At 35.1% G+C, this 2,492-nt stretch carries 4 protein-coding genes and 1 pseudogene; 1 reads left to right on the forward strand and 4 read right to left on the reverse strand.

Going from position 1 to position 2,492, the window contains the following annotated elements; translation table 11 throughout:
* Positions 1-51 precede the first annotated feature (51 nt).
* The 4 genes from FJR05_RS07010 to FJR05_RS07025 form a co-directional block, all read right to left on the reverse strand.
* Complete coding sequence (locus FJR05_RS07010; RefSeq protein ID WP_168643453.1) at positions 52-276, reverse strand: helix-turn-helix domain-containing protein; 225 nt, start codon at positions 274-276, stop codon at positions 52-54.
* A gap of 210 nt (positions 277-486) precedes the next feature.
* Positions 487-1,506 carry an aldo/keto reductase gene (locus tag FJR05_RS07015; RefSeq protein ID WP_168643454.1) on the reverse strand — a complete coding sequence of 340 codons (1,020 nt, stop codon included), beginning with the start codon at positions 1,504-1,506 and terminating at the stop codon, positions 487-489.
* 13 nt (positions 1,507-1,519) lie between these two features.
* Entirely contained in the window at positions 1,520-1,855 is a 336-nt protein-coding gene (gene petJ / locus FJR05_RS07020) for a cytochrome c6 PetJ (RefSeq protein WP_168643455.1), read from the reverse strand.
* Positions 1,852-2,076, reverse strand: a complete 225-nt coding sequence (locus FJR05_RS07025; RefSeq protein WP_168643456.1) for a hypothetical protein — start codon at positions 2,074-2,076, stop codon at positions 1,852-1,854. The genes petJ and FJR05_RS07025 overlap by 4 nt, the downstream gene beginning before the upstream one ends.
* 231 nt (positions 2,077-2,307) lie before the next feature.
* Between FJR05_RS07025 and FJR05_RS07030 the strand changes: the two are divergent.
* Positions 2,308-2,436: pseudogene (locus FJR05_RS07030) on the forward strand (histidine kinase); the annotation flags it as partial.
* Between the last annotated feature and the right edge of the window lie 56 nt (positions 2,437-2,492).

Genomic DNA, 2,492 nt, shown 5'->3' on the forward strand with positions numbered 1-2,492 from the left:
CCTACTTCTACCTACCCTATAAACTCTCGAAAGTGGGGGGAGAGTGAAAAACTACTCCTCTACAGCTTGCAAAAATTCACTCATTGTTACAGTTAAAGCGTTGGTGATATGACTCAGAACTCTGACAGATGGGCTTTTTAATCCTCGTTCCAGTTGGCTAATATAGGTTCTATGCAGACCTGTAATTTCTGCTAGATACTCTTGGGACCAACCTTTTTCTATACGACGACGTTGTATTTCTAGCCCTAAATTTTGGTCTAGTTTACTTGATTGCATAGAAAGAGATTAAGGTATTGAATACAAAAGTTCTACAGACTAAAGTATTCAATTACGCTAATAGCAGATTTCTTAGATAAGTAGCCATCATGAACTGCGTGTACCAGGACGTACCAGGACATATAAAAAACTTCTTATTCCCCTCCTCGCTTGCGGGGAGGGGTTAGGGGTGGGGGTCTTATTTTCATATCTAACTAACCCACCCTACAATTAACGTCTATATTCATCCCCACAATCACCAATTAATTTATATAAATCTTTTGACTGCTGAGAAACTACATCTATTTTCTCTATATCTTCAGTATCTAAATTGAAACCAAACACCTTAGCATTATCTTCTAAATGTTCCGCTATTCCCAATCTTACACCCACAATTACACCTCCAACCGCTGGCTGATTTAAAATGTAATTTACAGCCACATTAGCAATACTCACTAGATGTTTATCAGCGATTTCTTTTAGGGTAGAAAGTAACTCTTGGAATAATCGCCAATTACCCCAATTAGCAATCATTTGTTTGTATTTTCTCAAGCTGGTAGTATTGATTTCTAAGCTTTTTGGTTCTGGTTTACCCAAATATTTTTCTGATAACAAACCACCGCAAACACTACCATAGGCAAATAATTTGATATCATTCTCTTGACAGAATTTCACCATGTTTACTTGTGGTCTTCTGTCAACTAGGGAAAACTGGACTTGATTAGAAACAATCTTAATTCCTGCTTCTGTAATAATTTGCAAATGTTCCGTATCAAAATTAGTTAAAGCTAAATGTTTGATTTTACCTTCAGTTTGCAATTCTGCCATATATTTGAGAGCATCTAAATAATTAGGATCTCGATAATCCCACCAATGGAACTGCATTAAATCCAAGGATTTAACATCCATTCTTCTCAAAGAAATATCAATATTGTCCTCAACCAGTTTTTTTGTCATCTTCCCAGCACGAGGAACCCATTTTGTAAAAGCTTGAATATTATTTACCGCTTCTTCTCCACGATTTGCTATGATTTGACGACGAAACTCACCAATAAAATCTTCTGCTGGTCCATAATGATCTGCTAAATCCCAGGTTGTAAAACCAGCATCAATATATTGGAACATAGACTCAATCGCAGTTGTGGGATTAATGCGTCCATGTCCACCGGAAACTTGCCACATTCCATTTAAAATTCGGCAAATTTTCAAATCGGGAGTAAATTGTAAATAGCTTTCTTGAGGTAACATCATATTTTTTATATTGTTATTTCCAATCTTTTTCTGCTTGTTCCAAAACATAAGTTGCAACTTCTTGAATTTCCTCTGGTGTTAACCGATCTTTATAAGCTGACATATTGTTTTTACCATTAGTGACAATGGCTGTAATTGCTTCTAAAGAATCCATTTTATATCTTTTAAGTGCATTCTTTTTGAGGTTTTTACCACGTCTAATGATGTTTTCTCCATTAATATGACAACCAGCACAATGGAAACTAAAAATTTCTGCCCCATTTTTTGTTTCTAAAGCATTCGCGGGTAATGTGAAATTGATAGTCCACAGGCAAAATGTGCATAGTATCAATATTATTACTTTTTTCATAAAGCTTCAAAATCCGAAATAAAACCGACAAACTTTGTACATTCTTCTTGAAAAGATTCTGCTTCGCTGACATCTTCAATTTTATAAGACATGATGCGTTTACCATCTGGCATTTTTTTAGAACCAATCAATTCAGCTTGGTAATTTTCTACCATTTTCTTAAATTCAACCCCGTACACTTTCCAAGCTTCACCATCACAAGTAATATTTACCTGCCACATAATTTAAAGTTTATTTATTTACCAATATTGATTATTTCATAAATTGGTAACATTTAACTAAAAAATTTCTGGTGATGCTATACAGACAAAACCCACCTGCGTGGGTTAAAAACTCGCCAACTACTTTGAACTACCTCAAGATAGATATGGTTGTATATCTTTAGAGGGTGTTCATTGCTAAAAGATTTCGCCACAATGGGTGCAAGTGTTGTAATGAGATTTGTATTCAATATGACCACTAATAAGAACCTTAAAGAAAAAATTCAAACAGATTTACACCAAGCTAAGGAAACAGGACAATTAAAAGCGGAACGCATTCGGGAAATTGTCAAATCTGCTGTTTCTCAAGTACGTTCTGAATCAGGGCTATTTCATTCTAAATAATTGCTTGAGTGTGCTAAGACCAAAACCAGCGA

This window comes from Dolichospermum sp. UHCC 0259, from assembly GCF_009711935.1.
Classification (GTDB): Bacteria; Cyanobacteriota; Cyanobacteriia; order Cyanobacteriales; family Nostocaceae; genus Dolichospermum.

Coding starts and splice junctions, on each gene's coding strand:
- FJR05_RS07010 (WP_168643453.1), bottom strand. CDS start 276: ATGCAATCAAGTAAACTAGACCAAAATTTAGGGCTAGAAATACAACGT.
- petJ (WP_168643455.1), bottom strand. CDS start 1,855: ATGAAAAAAGTAATAATATTGATACTATGCACATTTTGCCTGTGGACT.
- FJR05_RS07015 (WP_168643454.1), bottom strand. CDS start 1,506: ATGATGTTACCTCAAGAAAGCTATTTACAATTTACTCCCGATTTGAAA.
- FJR05_RS07025 (WP_168643456.1), bottom strand. CDS start 2,076: ATGTGGCAGGTAAATATTACTTGTGATGGTGAAGCTTGGAAAGTGTAC.